The 15,490-nt window shown below is 65.4% G+C and carries 17 protein-coding genes and 1 pseudogene; 6 read left to right on the forward strand and 12 right to left on the reverse strand.

Annotated elements, in window-relative coordinates; all coding sequences use genetic code 11:
• Positions 1–338 (forward strand): annotated as a pseudogene (locus tag VK533_RS11625) (hypothetical protein); the annotation flags it as partial.
• 1 nt (position 339) lies between these two features.
• On the opposite strand, the gene VK533_RS11630 reads toward VK533_RS11625, so the two are convergent.
• The 5 genes from VK533_RS11630 to VK533_RS11650 form a co-directional block, all read right to left on the reverse strand.
• Positions 340–1,380: a LacI family DNA-binding transcriptional regulator gene (locus VK533_RS11630; protein ID WP_324377783.1), complete on the reverse strand. Its 1,041-nt coding sequence runs from the start codon at positions 1,378–1,380 to the stop codon at positions 340–342.
• 148 nt (positions 1,381–1,528) lie between these two features.
• Entirely contained in the window at positions 1,529–2,134 is a 606-nt protein-coding gene (gene rplI, locus VK533_RS11635; protein WP_324377786.1) for a 50S ribosomal protein L9, read from the reverse strand.
• Between the two features lie 12 nt (positions 2,135–2,146).
• On the reverse strand, positions 2,147–2,371 hold the full coding sequence (gene rpsR / locus VK533_RS11640; RefSeq protein WP_011950937.1) for a 30S ribosomal protein S18: 225 nt from the start codon (positions 2,369–2,371) through the stop codon (positions 2,147–2,149).
• Positions 2,372–2,384: 13 nt separating this feature from the next.
• A complete protein-coding gene (rpsF, locus tag VK533_RS11645; RefSeq protein ID WP_324377798.1) occupies positions 2,385–2,804 on the reverse strand; it encodes a 30S ribosomal protein S6 in 420 nt (139 codons plus the stop codon).
• Between the two features lie 140 nt (positions 2,805–2,944).
• Complete coding sequence (locus tag VK533_RS11650) at positions 2,945–3,730, reverse strand: hypothetical protein (protein WP_324377800.1); 786 nt, start codon at positions 3,728–3,730, stop codon at positions 2,945–2,947.
• A gap of 103 nt (positions 3,731–3,833) precedes the next feature.
• Between VK533_RS11650 and fabD the strand changes: the two genes are divergently transcribed.
• From fabD to mltG, 5 genes are all read left to right on the forward strand, one after another.
• Complete coding sequence (fabD, locus tag VK533_RS11655; protein ID WP_324377802.1) at positions 3,834–4,769, forward strand: ACP S-malonyltransferase; 936 nt, start codon at positions 3,834–3,836, stop codon at positions 4,767–4,769.
• 10 nt (positions 4,770–4,779) lie between these two features.
• Complete coding sequence (gene fabG, locus VK533_RS11660) at positions 4,780–5,520, forward strand: 3-oxoacyl-[acyl-carrier-protein] reductase (RefSeq protein ID WP_324377804.1); 741 nt, start codon at positions 4,780–4,782, stop codon at positions 5,518–5,520.
• Positions 5,521–5,701: 181 nt separating this feature from the next.
• The gene (locus VK533_RS11665) at positions 5,702–5,938 is read left to right on the forward strand and encodes an acyl carrier protein (protein ID WP_116092040.1); all 237 of its coding nucleotides are present in this window, start codon (positions 5,702–5,704) and stop codon (positions 5,936–5,938) included.
• Positions 5,939–6,043: 105 nt separating this feature from the next.
• Complete coding sequence (fabF, locus tag VK533_RS11670) at positions 6,044–7,303, forward strand: beta-ketoacyl-ACP synthase II (protein WP_324377808.1); 1,260 nt, start codon at positions 6,044–6,046, stop codon at positions 7,301–7,303.
• Positions 7,304–7,332: 29 nt separating this feature from the next.
• On the forward strand, positions 7,333–8,325 hold the full coding sequence (gene mltG, locus VK533_RS11675) for an endolytic transglycosylase MltG (RefSeq protein ID WP_324377810.1): 993 nt from the start codon (positions 7,333–7,335) through the stop codon (positions 8,323–8,325).
• 58 nt (positions 8,326–8,383) lie between these two features.
• Here mltG and katG read toward each other — a convergent pair whose 3' ends face one another.
• From katG to VK533_RS11710, 7 genes are all read right to left on the reverse strand, one after another.
• Positions 8,384–10,540, reverse strand: a complete 2,157-nt coding sequence (katG, locus tag VK533_RS11680) for a catalase/peroxidase HPI (RefSeq protein ID WP_324377812.1) — start codon at positions 10,538–10,540, stop codon at positions 8,384–8,386.
• Positions 10,541–10,742: 202 nt separating this feature from the next.
• Entirely contained in the window at positions 10,743–11,669 is a 927-nt protein-coding gene (gene argC, locus VK533_RS11685; protein ID WP_324377822.1) for an N-acetyl-gamma-glutamyl-phosphate reductase, read from the reverse strand.
• Positions 11,666–12,601 carry a C40 family peptidase gene (locus tag VK533_RS11690; RefSeq protein WP_324377814.1) on the reverse strand — a complete coding sequence of 312 codons (936 nt, stop codon included), beginning with the start codon at positions 12,599–12,601 and terminating at the stop codon, positions 11,666–11,668. Before VK533_RS11690 ends, argC begins: the two co-directional genes overlap by 4 nt.
• Positions 12,525–12,884: a MarR family winged helix-turn-helix transcriptional regulator gene (locus tag VK533_RS11695; protein ID WP_324377823.1), complete on the reverse strand. Its 360-nt coding sequence runs from the start codon at positions 12,882–12,884 to the stop codon at positions 12,525–12,527. The genes VK533_RS11690 and VK533_RS11695 overlap by 77 nt, the downstream gene beginning before the upstream one ends.
• Before the next feature lie 105 nt (positions 12,885–12,989).
• Positions 12,990–14,375 carry a leucyl aminopeptidase family protein gene (locus VK533_RS11700; RefSeq protein WP_324377816.1) on the reverse strand — a complete coding sequence of 462 codons (1,386 nt, stop codon included), beginning with the start codon at positions 14,373–14,375 and terminating at the stop codon, positions 12,990–12,992.
• A 40-nt stretch (positions 14,376–14,415) separates the two neighbouring features.
• Positions 14,416–14,988, reverse strand: coding sequence for a hypothetical protein (locus tag VK533_RS11705; RefSeq protein ID WP_324377818.1), 573 nt, complete (start codon positions 14,986–14,988; stop codon positions 14,416–14,418).
• A 55-nt stretch (positions 14,989–15,043) separates the two neighbouring features.
• On the reverse strand, positions 15,044–15,490 hold a 447-nt coding region (locus VK533_RS11710), incomplete at its 5' end, for a fibronectin type III-like domain-contianing protein (protein ID WP_324377820.1).

Here is a 15,490-nt window from a genome sequence, read left to right on the forward strand (position 1 = left end):
AGAAGCTCTATGAGGAATTGCTGATCGGCAACGATCCGATCACAACCGCGCATCCCCGCATCATGATGGCGAACGAGGCCTTCCTGCCGTGGGACAAACTGAGCGATCGTCTGGAAGAATTGTCCCGGTTGCTTGATCGCCAGGATGCCGCCGGCGTGCGATTCCTGCTGACTGAACTGGTGCCCGAATATGTGGCGGGTACGCTGACCGACTGGGTTTCATCCGTCGGGCGGGCAACGGATGCTGCGCGCGTCGTATCGCTCGACCGCAAGCGCGTGAAAAGCGGGGGCACTCCTCGGACCAATCGCAAAGCGGTTAAAAGACCGGTCGTTTCCTAGATCAGTCCGGTACCGGACCCGAAGATCCCCGCACGATCAACTCATAGGGCATGATGCGGTGCTCGGGCGGGCGGTGTGAGCCCTCCAAAATCTTGACCAGCGCGTCGGTCGCCGCCTGCGCCATGGCGCGGATCGGCTGGCGGATGGTGGTGATGCGCGGCCACACCGTGCTCGCGATCTGGCTGTCGTCGAAGCCAACCACCGACAATTCGCTCGGAACCGCGATGCCGAGTTCGCCGGCGGCGACGATCGCACCGGCGGCCATATCGTCATTCTGCGCGAAGATAGCGGTCGGCCGGTCGGGCCGGTCGAGCAGCTTGCGTGCCGCCTCCAGCCCGGTCTCGAACGTATAGAGGCCCTGGCCGATCAGGCTCGGATCCAGCTCCAGCCCGGCCTCGTCGAGTGCCCGGCGGAAGCCCGCCCAGCGTTCATTGTTGGAGCTGTGGGTGGGATCGCCGAGGATGATCGCGATCCGGCGATGGCCGAGCCCGATCAGGTGATGCGTGATCTCGGCCGCGGCCGAGCGATCGTCCATGCCGACGGAAGGGGCGCCGCCCGCATCCGCGCCGACGCTGTCCGCAGGCGCGATCCGCACCATCGGAATGCGCGCCGCCAGGAGTTCGTTCACGATCTCGGCATTGTCGCAGATCGGCGAGGTCAGGATGACCCCGCCCACGCCGGCGGCACGCACCATCGATACCGTGCTCTTGCCGCCCAACTGGGCCGAATCCTCGCACGGCACCACCAGCAGCCGCCATTTGTCGCCGCGCAGGCGATCGAGGCTGCCGCTCTGCAGGCCGAGAATATAATTGGCGCAAGGGTTGTCGTAGAGCAGCCCGATCAGGAAGGATTTGCGTCCCGCCAGGCTGCGCGCCGCGATATTGGGGTGATAATCGAGTTCGGCGACGATCTGCAGCACGCGCCGGCGCGTCTCGTCGCGCACATTGGGTTCTTCGTTGAAGACGCGCGAGACGGTTTTGATCGACACGCCTGCGGCTTCCGCCACATCGGAAATGGTTGTCGGCGCGCGGGGCGGGCTCATGTCGTTCACAATTGCACTACGACAGCGCGGTGGCTGCTCCCCAAAGTCGGTCGCCTATAGGCCCGGCCGCGATCTTAACAAAGCGCGGACATTAAAAAAGGCCGTCCGGATCGCTCCGGACGGCCTTTTTGTACCGTTTAGCTTGGGATCAGGCCTCGGTGGCTGGCTCCTCGGCGGTTTCGGTCGGCGTTTCCGCCGCGATTTCGCCAGGCTCCGCGTTCGGATCGTAATCCTCGGTGAAGCCGGCTTCGTCGCGTTCGAACATCTGCGCCATCACGTCGACGCCCTGCGACTGCAGCTCGGCTTCTTCCGGCGAGCGGGCGACATTGACCTTGATCGTCACCGACACTTCCGGATGAAGCTGGACCTTCACCTTGCTCACGCCGATCGTCTTGATCGGCTTGTCGAGAATGATCTGGTTCTTGGCGACCTTGGCGCCGTCCTCGGCCAGGATCTCGGCGAGATCGCGGGCCGAAACCGAACCATAAAGTTGGCCGGTGTTCGACGCCTGACGGATCAGGGTGAGGGTCTTGCCCTCGATGCCCTTCGAAGCCGTCTCGGCCTCGCCGCGGCGATTGGCATTGTCCGCCTCGATGTGGGCGCGGTTCGCCTCGAAGACCTTCTTGTTGGCCTCGTTGGCGCGCAACGCCTTCTTGTTCGGCAGCAGGTAGTTGCGGGCAAAGCCGTTCTTTACAGAAACGACATCGCCGATGGCGCCGAGCTTTTCGACGCGCTCAAGCAGGATCACGTCCATGCGTGTCGCTCCTTACTTAACGATGTAGGGAAGCAGCCCGATATGACGGGCACGCTTGATCGCCTGGGCGAGCTCGCGCTGCTTCTTTGCGGAAACCGCGGTGATGCGGCTGGGGACGATCTTGCCGCGCTCGGACACGAAGCCCTGGAGCAGACGAACGTCCTTATAGTCGATCCGGGGAGCATCCTTCGCGGAGAAGGGGCAGCTCTTGCGGCGGCGGAAAAAGGCTCGGGCCATGTGCTATACTCCCTTACGCGGCCATCTCGTCGCGGTCGTCGCGGCGGGGGCGGTCGCCCCGGTCGCCACGGTCCGGACGGTCACCACGGTCGCCGCGGGCGCGATCGCGCTCGCCACGGCGCATCATCGCCGACGGGCCGTTTTCCAGCTCGTCGATCCGCACCGTCATGAAACGGATGATATCTTCGTTGATGCCAAGCTGACGCTCGAGCTCGGCGACGACGCCGGTCGGCGCGTCGATTTCGAGCATCACGTAATGCGCCTTGCGGTTCTTGGCGATGCGATAAGCGAGGCTACGCAGGCCCCAGGTCTCGGTCTTCACGACCTTGCCCTTGCCTTCCTCGATAATCTTGGTGGCGGTTTCCGCCAGCGCGTCCACTTGCGCCTGCGCCAGATCCTGGCGCGCAAGGAACACGTGCTCGTAAAGAGCCATGTCTCATTTCTCCTGCCGATCGCTGACGCAGCCCCATGCCACGCCCCTCCGGCTGTCGTTCAAAATCAAACCGGGCGAAAGGCTTGGAGCCTCCGCCCGGATGACGCGCCCTATGATCCAAAAGACACGCGAAAGCAAGCTCAGGCAGGATCGAACCAGAGCGCGCCCGCGGCAAGGTCGATCCCGATCCGGAATCGGCGCAATATCGCCGGCCCCAGCCAGGCGTCGGGCGCATGATCGCCGGCTTCGAGCGCGGCATCGAGATCGGTGATGCGCGTACCGGCGACGTCGAGCCGATCGACCGCCACGCCCGCGCGGGTCACCACCAAGCGCCGCACCGCCGCCGTGCCGCGCGGGCGGGCGAGGCCGGCACGCGCCGCGAAGGCCGCGCTGACGCGTAACTGGTCCAGATCCTGGAAGCTCAGGGCCGCCTGGGCGACAATGCCGTTGATCGCGATCGGGATCGTCGCGAAGCCGAAGCGGTCGGAAACCGGCGTGGAATGGCCCCGACGAGCGCCTTGCGGGTCGACAGGCGTCAGCGAGGGGGTGCCTAGATCGAGCAACCACGCGCCGTGCGCGAACAAATCCCGGCCCAGAACGAGGCCGATTCGGCCGCGCAGCAATTGGTTGGCGTAATCGGTAAGGTCGATCACCGCGGCCTTGAGCGGGCCCAGTTTTCGGCCCGCCGCCTCGATCGCCACACCGTTTCCGGCCGGATCGAGGCCCAGATTTGTGGCGTGACGGCGATCGAGCAACGTCTGCTTCACGTTGAAGTCGAGCAGCGCATCCACCGGCTTGCCGTTCACGCTCACGCGCAACAACAGATAATGGCTGTCCCAGCGCAAACCGCCCGCAGACGCACCGCCGGCAGCGGACGCCAGCAGCAAGGCGGGCGGGGTCGCGATCAGGGTTCTGCGGTTGAGCATCGAAGTGCCTTCCAAAAGAGGACGTCGATAATAAGCCGCAATGCTTGGCAAGTCGCCCCCATCGCCGTAGGCAGCCACGCCGCAGCGACAAGAAGAGAGGAATATGCGCGCTTTCATCTTTCCCGGCCAGGGCAGTCAGGCGGTCGGCATGGGCGTCGAGCTCGCGGCGGCTTCGACCGCGGCGCGGGCCGTGTTCGAGGAAGTCGACGACGCGCTCGGCCAGACCCTGTCGCGCATCATGGCCGAAGGGCCTGCCGACGATCTGACGCTGACCGAAAATGCCCAGCCGGCGATTATGGCCAATGCGATCGCGGTGCTGCGCGTGTTGGAGGGCGAGGGCGGGATTCGCCTCGCCGACAAGGCCGATTTCGTCGCCGGCCACAGCCTTGGCGAATATAGTGCCTTGTGCGGCGCGCAGGCGTTCGACCTCGCCACCACCGCGCGGCTGCTCAAATTGCGCGGCCAGGCGATGCAGGCGGCGGTCCCGGTCGGCGTGGGCGCAATGGCGGCCCTGCTCGGTGCCGATTTCGCGCTCGCCGAGTCGATCTGCGCGGATGCGGCCGAAGGCGAGGTCTGCCAGGCGGCCAACGACAATGGCGGCGGCCAGGTCGTGATTTCCGGGCACAAGGCGGCGGTCGAGCGCGCGATGGCGTTGTCCAAGGAGCGCGGCGTCAAGCGCGCCATTCCCTTGCCCGTGTCTGCGCCGTTTCATTGCTCGCTGATGCAGCCCGCCGCCGATGCGATGGCCGACGCGCTGGCCAAGGCTAACGTGCGCGCGCCTTTGGTGCCGGTCTACGCCAACGTCACCGCCGCGCCGGCGAGCAGCCCGGACGAGATTCGCGACCTGCTCGTGCGCCAGGTCACCGGCACGGTGCGCTGGCGCGAGAGCGTCGAGGCGCTGTGGGCTGCGGGCGTTACCGATTATGTCGAGTTCGGTGCCAAGGTGCTGGGCCCGATGGTCAAGCGGATCGCGCCCGACGCCAACACTGTCAGCATCGTCACGATGGCCGATATCGAAGCCTTCGCGGCGACGCTCTAAGGAGAGATACATGTTCGACCTTTCAGGCATGACCGCCTTGGTCACCGGCGCCTCGGGCGGAATCGGTTCGGCGATCGCCAAGGCGCTGGCCGCGCAAGGGGCGCAGGTGGCGCTGTCGGGAACGCGTCAGGAGGCGCTGGACGCGGTCAAGGCGGAGATTGGCGGTAACGCGGTGACCGTTCCCGCCAATCTGTCCGATCCGGAATCGGTCGAGGCGCTGGTGCCGTCCGCGCTCGAGGCGCTCGGCGGCAAGCTCGACATCCTCGTCAACAATGCCGGCGTCACGCGCGACAATCTGGCGATGCGGATGAAGGATGACGAATGGGATCAGGTGATCTCGGTCAATCTGGAGGCCGCCTTCCGCCTGATCCGCGCCGCCAGCCGGCCGATGATGAAGGCGCGCTTTGGCCGGATCGTCTCGATCACCTCGGTGGTCGGCTGGACCGGCAATCCCGGCCAGGCCAATTACGCGGCCTCCAAGGGCGGCCTCACCGCGATGAGCAAGGCGCTTGCGCAGGAATTCGCCAGCCGCTCGATCACCGTCAATTGCGTCGCTCCCGGATTTATCGCCAGTGCGATGACCGATGCGCTCAACGAGCAGCAAAAGGCGACCATCCTGACGCGTATTCCAGCAGGCGATCTCGGTAGCGGGGCTGACATTGGCGCCGCGGTCGCCTATCTGGCCAGCCGTGAGGCGGGTTATGTGACCGGCCAGACGATCCATGTTAATGGCGGCATGGCGATGCTCTGAAGAGTTACTTATTTGCGGTTCCGGCCCGCTCCCCGCCCAACCTCCTGACCAGCATACGATATCGGGAGGTTGGGCGGGGAGCGGGCCGGAACCGGCTTCAACGGTGACGTCGCCCCTCTTGCGGGACGTATCCTGCAAGGCTAGGGCAACGGCAAATCAAGACCTAGGGAAGGCATAAAACATGAGCGACACCCCCGATCGCGTGAAGAAGATTGTGGTCGAGCACCTGGGCGTCGAGCCCGAAAAGGTGACCGAGGATGCGAGCTTCATCGATGATCTCGGCGCGGACAGTCTCGACATCGTCGAACTGGTGATGGCGTTCGAGGAAGAATTCGGTGTGGAAATTCCGGACGATGCGGCCGAGAAGATCACCACCGTCAAGGACGCGATCAGCTACATCGACGCGCACAAGGGCTGAGCCCTACGCCTGAGATGGCCAAGCGGCTCTCCGACCCGGTGTCGGGGGGCCGCTTTCGTTTTGAAGATGAATGCTTTCGTTTTGAAGAAGAATAGGGAGACCGCCATGCGCCGCGTGGTTGTGACCGGACTGGGGCTCGTGACGCCGGTGGGGGCCGAGGTCGAGCTCGCCTGGGCCAACATCAAGGCCGGAAAGTCGGGCGCGGCGCGGATCACGCGCTTCGATCCATCGGACCAGAAGTGCACGATCGCGTGCGAGGTGAAGCCGGCGGATCATCCGTGGGGCTTCGATCCCAACAAGCGCGTCGATCACAAGGTCCAGCGCCAGGTCGATCCCTTCATCATCTACGGCATCGATGCCGCAGGTCAGGCCTATGAGGATGCCGGGCTCGGCGAACTGACCTACGAGCAGAGCTGCCGCGTCGGTTGCATGATCGGTTCGGGCATCGGCGGGCTGCCGGGCATCGAGAGCGAATCGATCGTGCGCTTCGAAAAGGGGCCGAGCCGCGTCTCGCCGCACTTCGTGCACGGCCGCCTGATCAACCTGATCTCGGGTCAGGTTTCGATCAAATATGGCCTGCGCGGGCCGAACCATGCGGTCGTCACCGCTTGCTCGACCGGCGCGCATGCGATCGGCGACGCGGCGCGCATCATCGCCGCCGACGATGCCGACGTCATGCTGGCGGGCGGCGCGGAGGGCGCGATCTGCCCGCTGGGCATCGCCGGATTCGCCCAGGCGCGCGCCTTGTCGACCAATTTCAACGACACGCCGGAAAAGGGCAGCCGTCCGTATGACAAGGACCGCGATGGCTTTGTCATGGGCGAGGGCGCGGGTATCGTCGTGCTCGAGGAGTATGAGCATGCCAGGGCGCGCGGTGCGAAGATCTACGCCGAGGTGATCGGCTACGGCCTGACCGGCGACGCCTACCACGTCACCGCGCCGCATCCGGAAGGCGACGGCGCTTTCCGTTCGATGCAGATGGCGCTGCGCAAGGCGGGGCTCGAGCCCAAGGACATCGATTATATCAACGCCCACGGCACCTCGACCCCGCTCGGCGACGAGCTGGAGCTGGGCGCGGTCCGGCGTTTGTTCGGCGACGCGATGAAGACCGTGTCCATGTCCTCGACCAAGTCGATGATCGGGCACCTGCTCGGCGGTGCCGGTGCGGTCGAATCGATCTTCTGCATCCTGGCGATGCGTGACCAGACCGTGCCGCCGACGATCAACCTCGATAATCCGAGCGCTGGCTGCGAGGGCGTGGATCTCGTGCCCAACGTCGCCAAGCAGCGGCAGGTCAAGGCCGTGCTCAACAACAGCTTCGGTTTTGGCGGCACCAATGCCAGCCTCGTGATGCGCGCGATTTGATCCGGATCGCGGGAGCGCTAGACTAGGCCGTGGCCAAGCGTCGAACTTCCTCCCGCGGCGGGCTTGGTTGCCTGCTTCTGATCGTGCTGATCATTGTCGGCACGGGCTGGCTCACCATCCACCGCAACTGGACCGGGCCGGGGCCCGCCCGCCATCCCACGACCGTGGTGGTGCCCGAAGGCTCGACGCTCGCCGCGGCCGCGCGCGAGCTCGAAAAGGTCGGGGCGGTGCGCTCGACCACCGGTTTCCTGCGCTTCGCGCGCCGTTTCGGCTCCTCCGCGCCTATCAGGGCAGGCGAATATGAGGTTGCGCCGCATATGAGCGCGCGCGACATCCTGACGCTGCTGCAGAGCGGCCATACCGTCCAGCGCATGATCACGATCCCCGAAGGCATGCCTTCGATCGAGGTGTTCGAACGGCTGGCGGGCGAGAAACTGCTGACCGGCAAGCTGCCGATCCCGCCCGAAGGCACGGTTCTGCCCGGCACGTACAGCTTCCAGCGCGGCGAACCGCGCCGCAACGTGCTCAAGCGGATGCAGGATGCGATGACGCAGACGCTCAACCAGCTGTGGATGACGCGCAAGGCCAACAGCGTGGTCAATTCCAAACTGGAGGCGCTCACGCTCGCGTCGATCGTCGAGAAGGAAACCGGCGTTCCGGAGGAGCGGCCGATGGTGGCGGGCGTCTATTCCAACCGCCTGCGCGCTGGCATGCGGCTCCAGGCCGATCCGACGATCATCTACCCGATGACCAAGGGCAAGCCGCTCGGCCGCCGCATCAAGCTGAGCGAAGTGCGCGCCCAGAACGATTACAACACCTATTCGATGGCGGGGTTGCCGATCGGTCCGATCACCAATCCGGGCCGGGACGCGGTCGCGGCGGTGCTGGCGCCGGCCAACACGCAGGCGCTCTATTTCGTCGCCGACGGCAAGGGCGGGCACGTATTCGCCAACGATCTCAAGGATCACAACGCCAACGTTCAGCGCTATTACAACCTGCAAAAGGCGCGGGGGAAGCGCTGACAAAAAGAAGGCGGCGCCCTTTCGGACACCGCCCTCCTCTGAATGGCAGGTTTCGGATTTAGCCGGCGAGCCGATCGGCGTTCATCACCTTGTTCCACGCTGCCGCGAAGTCCTTCGCGAACTTCTCCTTCGAATCGGCGCAGGCATAGACCTCGGCCAGCGCGCGCAGCTCCGAATGCGACCCGAAGATCAGGTCAACGCGCGTGCCGGTCCAGGTCGGCGCCTTGGTGCGGCGGTCGCGGCCCTGGAACAGGTTCTTGGACCTGGCCTCCCACTCGGTTTTCATGTCGAGCAGGTTCACGAAGAAATCGTTGGTGAGCTTGCCCACCTCATTCGTGAACACGCCTTCCTTCGCACCGCCGCTATTGGCGCCGAGCACGCGCAGCCCGCCGACCAGCACCGTCATCTCGGGCGCGCTGAGGCGAAGCAGCTGGGCCTTGTCTACCAAGGCCTCCTCCGGCGCCATGAAGTGCGCTTCGTGATAGTAATTGCGGAAGCCGTCGGCGAGCGGACGAAGCGCCTCGAACGACTGGACGTCAGTCTGTTCCTCAAGCGCGTCCATGCGGCCGGGAGTGAAGGGAACCTTCACGTCCACGCCCGCGTCCTTGGCGGCCTTCTCGACCGCCGCGCTGCCGCCCAGCACGATCAGGTCGGCGATCGAGACCGGCTTGCCGAAGCTGGCCTTGATCGATTCCAGCGTGCTCAGCACCTTGGCAAGATCGGCCGGGTTGTTGGCCTCCCAATCCTTCTGCGGGGCAAAACGGATGCGTCCGCCATTGGCGCCGCCGCGTTTGTCCGACCCGCGATAGGTCGAGGCCGAGGCCCAGGCGGCGGAGACGAGTTGCGGCACGGTCAGGCCGGAGCCAAGGATCTTGTCCTTGAGCGCCTTGATGTCCGCGTCGCCGATCACGGGATGATCGAGCGTCGGGATCGGATCCTGCCAGATCAAAGTTTCCTTCGGCACGAGCGCCCCGAGGTAACGCTGGATCGGCCCCATATCGCGGTGGGTCAGCTTGAACCATGCACGCGCGAAGGCATCCGCGAACTGGTCCGGATTCTCGTAGAAGCGGCGCGAGATCTTCTCGTAAGCGGGGTCGACCTTGAGCGCGAGATCCGAGGTCAGCATCCGCGGCTTGTGCGTCTTGCCGGGTTGGTGCGCGTCGGGAATGTCCGCGGGCGCATCCTTGGCGACCCATTGCTGGACGCCCGCCGGGCTCTTCTCCAGCTCCCACTCGAACTTGAAGAGATTATCGAAGAAGTGGTTCGACCATTTGGTCGGCGTCTGGGTCCAGGTCACTTCCGGACCGCCGGTGATCGCGTCGGCACCATGGCCGGTGCCGTGCTTGCTGCGCCAGCCGAGGCCCTGGTCCTGGATCTCCGCGCCTTCGGGCTCGACGCCGACGAAGGACGGATCGCCCGCGCCGTGCGTCTTGCCGAAGGTGTGGCCGCCGGCGATCAGCGCGACGGTCTCTTCGTCGTTCATCGCCATGCGGAAGAAGGTTTCGCGAATATCGCGCGCTGAGGCGAGCGGATCAGGGTTGCCGTTGGGGCCTTCGGGATTGACGTAGATCAGACCCATCTGGACCGCGCCGAGGCCGGGGTGGAGCTGGCGTTCGCCGCTATAGCGTTCGTCGCCGAGCCAGGTGCCCTCGGGCCCCCAGAACAATTCCTCGGGCTCCCACTGGTCGGCGCGGCCGCCGGCGAAGCCGAACGTCTTGAAGCCCATCGATTCGAGCGCGACGTTGCCGGACAGCACGAACAGGTCGGCCCACGAGATCTTGCGGCCATATTTCTGCTTGATCGGCCAGAGCAGGCGGCGGCCCTTGTCGAGATTGGCATTGTCCGGCCAGCTGTTGAGCGGGGCGAAGCGCTGTTGGCCGCCGCCGGCGCCGCCGCGGCCGTCGGTAATGCGGTAGGTGCCCGCGCTGTGCCAGGCGAGGCGGATGAAGAGGCCGCCATAATGGCCGAAGTCGGCGGGCCACCAATCCTGCGATTCGGTCATCAGCGCGCGCAGGTCGGCGATCAGCGCATTGAGGTCGAGCGTCTTGAACTCGGCCGCATAGTCGAAGTCCGCGCCCATCGGGTCGGAGCGGGGATTGTGTTGATTGAGGCCTTCGAGGCCCAATTTCTCCGGCCACCAGTCGCGATTGCCGCGCCGTCGTGGGCCGTGGGCGACAGGGCAGCCGCCGGCTTTATCTTCGACCTTCGCATCCATGATTCCGCTCCTTCTGCACCACCCGCCGGGTCGGTCTCGTGAACGATGGCGGATCGCCTATTGTGGCTTACGCTTGAGCCTCGCCGCAGCACTTGTGAAATCGATTTTGCGGATAAGAGAAATCGAACGACTCGCGTTGCCCGCGCCGTTCATAGCACGGCACCATGTGACAGGCTGGTGGCGTCGGGGCCCTACCTTGCGTTTACAGGCGCAAGCCTTCGGTCTCCGACAGGCCCGCCATCAGATTGAGGCTCTGCACCGCGGCGCCGGCCGCGCCCTTGCCGAGATTGTCGAGCGCGGCGATCAGGCGCACCTGGTTGTTTCCCTCGTCGCCGAAGACGAAGAGGTCGAGCCGGTCGGTGCCCGCCAGACGTTCGATCTCCAGCGTTCCCTCGTCGTAACCCGGGATCACGCGCATGATCGGCGAGCCTTCATAAAAGGCAGCCAATGCCTCGCGTAATGCGGATGCGGCCGGCCGACCGGGCAAAGCGGACAGATGCAGCGGCACCTCGACGATCATGCCGCTGAACAGGTTCGCGACCGACGGCGCGAAGACCGGCGCGATCGATAGTCCGCTCCGCTCGCGCATCTCGGGCACATGCTTGTGGTTGAGCTTGAGCGCATAGCTCCGCCACGCGGTTGGGGCCGGGCCCGCCTCGAACTCGGCGATCATGCTCTTGCCGCCGCCCGAATAGCCCGACACCGCGTTGCAGGTCAGCGCCGCGTCGGCCGGAATCAGACCGGCCTTCACCAAAGGCGCGATCAGGGCGATGAACCCCGTCGAATAGCAGCCGGGATTGCTGACGCGCATTGCGCCCGCGACCGCGTCGCGGCCCGAAACTTCGGGAAAGCCATAGATCCAGCCGGGCGCGACCCGGTGTGCGGTCGAGGCATCGATCACGCGGGTCGTGTCATTGTCGATCAGCGCCACGGCCTCGCGCGCCGCATCGTCGGGCAGGCACAGCAGGACGATGTCGGCCGCGTTGAGCGCGTCGCGCCGCGCGCCTGGATCCTTGCGCTGCGCTTCGGGCAGCATGATCGTCTCCACATCGCGCCGGCCCGCCAGCCGCTCGCGTATCTGCAGGCCGGTCGTGCCGGCCGCGCCATCGACGAAAATTCTGGTCACTATACGATCCGTTTGCGGGCGGTGATCGGCTGCGCGTGGGTCGGCTTGAGCCGTTCGACCACATCCGCCAGCGGCTCGATCATCGTCGTCATCCAATAAGCGTTGGCATGGAGCAACCGCGCTTCGTCCAACATGAAACCGACATGGCCGGGAAAGAAAATGAGGTCGCCGCGTCGGAGCGTGGCATCCTCCGGCAGCGCCTCGCCCAATTGATCGCGTTGCATGTCGCTGTCGCGCGGCGCGGCGATGCCCGCCAGTTCGAGCGCGCGCTGGACCAGGCCGGAGCAATCTACCCCGTCGCTGCCGCGTCCGCCCCACCGGTACGGCGCACCGAGCAGGCGCTCGGCCACGGCCACAGGATCGGCTTCGAGCGCGTCGAGGCCCGCTACGTGGCGGCGATGGATATAGCCCTCGTCGATCCGCAAATAGCCGTCCTCTTCCTTGCCCGCGACCTGGGCGCCGATGGCGAGGGCCTTCAGCACGGGGGCCTTGATGTCGGGGTTGGCGAAGACGAGCGCAAGCGACGCGGTGACGCGATGCGTCGGCATCTGCATCGGCCCCAGTGCGTCGGCGCGCAGATAGCCGACATAATCGTCATGGAGGCAGCGTCCCCACGCCCAGCCGCCCGCTTTGTCGATCAGCGCAAAGCCTTCGCCATGGACCAGTTGCGAGATTGCGGGGGCATCCCGGGACGGGCGGGCGCGAAGGGAGGCCGCATCGGCGACGCAGCGGCAGGTCTCGGCCCGGGCATAGTGCGGCGCGAACAGCACGCCGGCGAGCGTGATGTCCGCAATATCAGGGCGATAGGCGTGCGTGCGCGGATCGGGCCGCTGCGAAGGACCTTCGAGCCGGAAGCCCTCAGGCCGTGGCGTGCCGCATGTGTCGCGCGAGCTGCGCGGGTGCGTCGCCGTCGATGAGACCTCCGAAGCCTTCAAGGAATTCAGCCCCCATATCAGTGGGCGCGATGAAGATGTTGCGGCGGTCCGCCTCGTCGCGCTCGCGGCGCAGATAGCCGAGCGCACCGAGCGTGTTCAAGGCGCGCGTTACGACCGGCTTGGAAACGCCGAGCGATTGGGCCAGCCCGCGGACGGTATGCGGTCCCGGAGTCAGGTACACCAGCAGCAGCAAGGCCATCTGGCGATTGGTCAGATCGGGCTGACCCGACCGGACATAGCCGACCAGGGTCTGCATCCATCCTGACAGGGTCGTGTCGTGCATCATCACCACGCCTCACTCTGTGTATTACTTGCCCTTAGGGCAGGAAAACACGCGGGCGCGCCGATCGTTTCATCGGCGAACAGTTATTTGACAACTTATTGTGGATCAGTTTTCGAAACGGTTCCGTAACAATTCCCACGCGGCGCGCAGCCCCAGCGCGTCTCCGCCCTTAGGGCGGCCCGGCTTGGCGGTAGGGCGCCAGGCGAACGTATCGAGGTGCGCCCATGGCACGGACGGTGCGACGAAACGCTCCAGAAACAAGGCAGCCGTTATTGTTCCGGCAAAGCCGCCGCCGGGGGCATTATTGATATCGGCGACGTCGGATTTGAGCATTTCATTATAAGGCTGCCACAAAGGCAGGCGCCATATCGGGTCGGCGACGCTGTCGGCGGCGGCGGCGAGATCGACGGCCAGCGCCTCGTCATTGGCGAACAGCGCGGGCAGGTCCGGCCCCAGCGCGACCCGCGCCGCGCCGGTCAGCGTCGCGAAATCGAGCAGGAGCGCGGGCTTGAGTTCGCAGGCGCGGGCGAGCGCGTCGCCCAGGATCAGCCGTCCTTCGGCGTCGGTATTGCCGATCTCGACATGCAGGCCCTTGCGGCTCTTCAGGACATCGCCGGGGCGGAAGGCGTCGGCCGAAATCGCGTTCTCGACCGCCGGGATCAGCAGGTGGAGCCGCACCGGCAGCCGCGCGCCCATGATCAGGCCGGCGAGCGCCAGCGCGTGCGCGGCACCGCCCATGTCCTTCTTCATCAGCAGCATGCCATTGGCGGGCTTGATGTCGAGACCGCCCGAATCGAAGCAGACGCCCTTGCCGACCAGAGCGACCAGGGGATTTTTGGGGTCGCCCCATTCGATCTCGATCAGGCGGGGCGCGCGGGCCTTGGTCGCGGCGCGGCCGACCGCGTGGACCATCGGATAGCCTTCGAGCAGCGCATCGCCCTGGGTGACGTGGAATTTGGCACCATATTTGTCCGCGACCGCCTTCGCGGCGTCGGCCAACTCGGCCGGACCCATGTCGCCCGCGCCAGTATCGACCAGATCGCGCACCAAAGCGGTGGCTTCGGCCAGCCGCACCATCTCCTCGATCCGCGCCGGTTCGCCGGTCAGCAATATGCGCGCCCCGTGCGTTTCGGGCTTCTCGCGATACCGATCGAAACGATGCTGCGCGAGCAGCCAGCCGAGCGCCGCATCGCCCGGCGCGCCCTCGGCAAGGCGATAGCTGCCTTCGGGCAGTTTCGATGCCGCACTGGCCAGCGTCCAGGGACCGCCGGCGGGATCGACGCCGATCGCGACGCTCCAGGCATCGGCATCATCGCCGGGCAGGATCGCCAGCGTATCGGCCTTGGCTTCGAACCGGGCTCCCTCAACGGCGGCGCGGACCCGCGGCGGCTGGGCTTTGAGCCAGTCGGCGAAATCGGCCTTGGCAATGAGCGTGAGGGAGCGGGCGGGCTGGCCGCGATCGGCGGCGATCAGCGAGGTGAAGTCGGTCATGGCTCAGTCGGTGCCATCAAATGCCGCGCAAAGGAAGAAGTCACGCGGCGGCGATGCGATCGATCGAGGTCGCAGTCTCATAAGCAACGATCGCGAGCAGCCAGAGCAACGGCAGCGCGGCGTGGACCTTGCGGCCGCTGCTGCGCAGCCCGACCACGTCGATCAGGAGCAAGGCAGAGATAAAGACGTAATATTCGCGCGGAACGCCGCGTAATCCATCATAGCTCTTGAACAATGTCTCCGGAATATCGAACAGCGAAGCGATCAGCTGGATGCCGAAAAACCAGTTCTTGTTGCGGAAGAAATGCTCTTCGCAATCGAGCCCCTCGCTGCATTCATGCGGAAACAGCATCGAGGCGAGCAGGAACACCACGATCGTGTAAAGCGTCAGGAAGAAAAATTCCTGGACCGTCCAGACCTGGAGGTGTTTCCACCAGAACATCCCCCACCACAAAGCGAGCACGTAGAGGATTACGTTGAAGGTCCATGCCAATTGGACCCAATAAATCCGGACATGATGCCGTAGCTGGATCAACCGGCTTACGCCCATCAGAAGATGCGTCAGCGCGAGGCCAAGAATGACCGAGATCAGGATCGCCAGATAATCGAACATCGTTCCACCCCCGACACGAGCTTATCGGGGATCGGGGGTGGAGGAAAGTCGGCTGCTAAGGCTTGAAGCTGGCGGCGCTCAGCGTGACTTCGGCGCGCGGACCGAGGTCGGCCGCCGACGTGCCGAGCGCCAGGCCGTAGCGTCCGGCGGGAATCCGCCAGACGTGCGCCTTCTCGTCGAAGCGGGCGAGCAGGCGGCGGTCGACCGTCACCGTGACATGACGACTCTCGCCGGGCGCGAGCGCGACCTTGTCCCAGCCGATCAAGCGCAGCTCCGATGATCCGGCGAGCGCGGTCAGATAGAGTTGCGGCACGTCCGCGCCCGCGACCTTGCCGGTGTTGCGGACGGTGAAGGTCGCGGTGATCGTCGCGCCGCCGGTGACGCTCAGGTCCGAATAAGCGAAGTCGGTGTAGGACAGGCCATAGCCGAACGGGAAAAGCGGCTTTGCCTTCTGGCGCGCATACCAGCGATAACCGACGTCGGCGCCTTCCTTGAGCGGCAG

The organism is Sphingomonas sp. (assembly GCF_035317925.1).
Lineage (GTDB): Bacteria > Pseudomonadota > Alphaproteobacteria > Sphingomonadales > Sphingomonadaceae > Sphingomonas_I.

Bases quoted from the DNA above. Each gene is read 5' to 3' on its own strand.
- VK533_RS11650 (WP_324377800.1), bottom strand. From the start codon at position 3,730: ATGCTCAACCGCAGAACCCTGATCGCGACCCCGCCCGCCTTGCTGCTG.
- rpsR (WP_011950937.1), bottom strand. From the start codon at position 2,371: ATGGCCCGAGCCTTTTTCCGCCGCCGCAAGAGCTGCCCCTTCTCCGCG.
- rplI (WP_324377786.1), bottom strand. From the start codon at position 2,134: ATGGACGTGATCCTGCTTGAGCGCGTCGAAAAGCTCGGCGCCATCGGC.
- VK533_RS11665 (WP_116092040.1), top strand. From the start codon at position 5,702: ATGAGCGACACCCCCGATCGCGTGAAGAAGATTGTGGTCGAGCACCTG.
- VK533_RS11700 (WP_324377816.1), bottom strand. From the start codon at position 14,375: ATGACCGACTTCACCTCGCTGATCGCCGCCGATCGCGGCCAGCCCGCC.
- katG (WP_324377812.1), bottom strand. From the start codon at position 10,540: ATGGATGCGAAGGTCGAAGATAAAGCCGGCGGCTGCCCTGTCGCCCAC.
- VK533_RS11695 (WP_324377823.1), bottom strand. From the start codon at position 12,884: ATGCACGACACGACCCTGTCAGGATGGATGCAGACCCTGGTCGGCTAT.
- rpsF (WP_324377798.1), bottom strand. From the start codon at position 2,804: ATGGCTCTTTACGAGCACGTGTTCCTTGCGCGCCAGGATCTGGCGCAG.
- fabF (WP_324377808.1), top strand. From the start codon at position 6,044: ATGCGCCGCGTGGTTGTGACCGGACTGGGGCTCGTGACGCCGGTGGGG.
- fabD (WP_324377802.1), top strand. From the start codon at position 3,834: ATGCGCGCTTTCATCTTTCCCGGCCAGGGCAGTCAGGCGGTCGGCATG.
- VK533_RS11705 (WP_324377818.1), bottom strand. From the start codon at position 14,988: ATGTTCGATTATCTGGCGATCCTGATCTCGGTCATTCTTGGCCTCGCG.
- VK533_RS11630 (WP_324377783.1), bottom strand. From the start codon at position 1,380: ATGAGCCCGCCCCGCGCGCCGACAACCATTTCCGATGTGGCGGAAGCC.
- fabG (WP_324377804.1), top strand. From the start codon at position 4,780: ATGTTCGACCTTTCAGGCATGACCGCCTTGGTCACCGGCGCCTCGGGC.